Origin of the sequence: Haloferax sp. Atlit-4N, from assembly GCF_003383025.1 — an archaeon.
Taxonomy (GTDB): domain Archaea; phylum Halobacteriota; class Halobacteria; order Halobacteriales; family Haloferacaceae; genus Haloferax; species Haloferax gibbonsii.
This window is the reverse complement of the sequence record NZ_PSYY01000106.1, coordinates 1-451: the sequence shown is the minus strand read 5'-3', so window position 1 is coordinate 451 and position 451 is coordinate 1. Positions and strand designations below refer to the sequence as shown.

The 451-nt window shown below is 53.4% G+C and carries 1 pseudogene; it reads right to left on the bottom strand.

Annotated features, from left to right (window positions below):
* A pseudogene (locus tag C5C07_RS20795) lies at positions 1-451 on the bottom strand (transposase); the annotation flags it as partial.

The window sequence follows — 451 nt, the reverse complement described above, 5'->3', positions numbered from 1 at the left end:
AGACCAACTCGACACACTCTCCAGCAGTAATGACTGGTGCGTAGTCCATCTCACCGTCAGCAGCAGCTTTCAACAGAAAGTCAGTGAGCCGCCAGATATTGTACAAGAGGACCGCGAACACGAAGTAGAACAGCCGAACGCGGTAGTCCTTCGAGGAAGTCTTCGCCAGAAATCGTGTTTGATTGACTTGTATTCGTTCTCGATCTGCCAGCGACTACTGTAGCGCCGACAGAACGTTTCAGCCTCTTCCGGCTGAACGCGAGCATTCGTCGCAAAGACAGTCGTCCCATCTGACTTCGTCGAGGGAACATCCAAAATCTGCATCCCGTGCGAACCCTGTTCGACGTGGACAGAACCCGACTCAACTGCGACCTCTTGGTCGTCTTGCTCTATCTGCTCAATCGCTTTCCGCTCTGAGCTGGTGATCCGCTTGGGAAGCAGGTAGTTCACG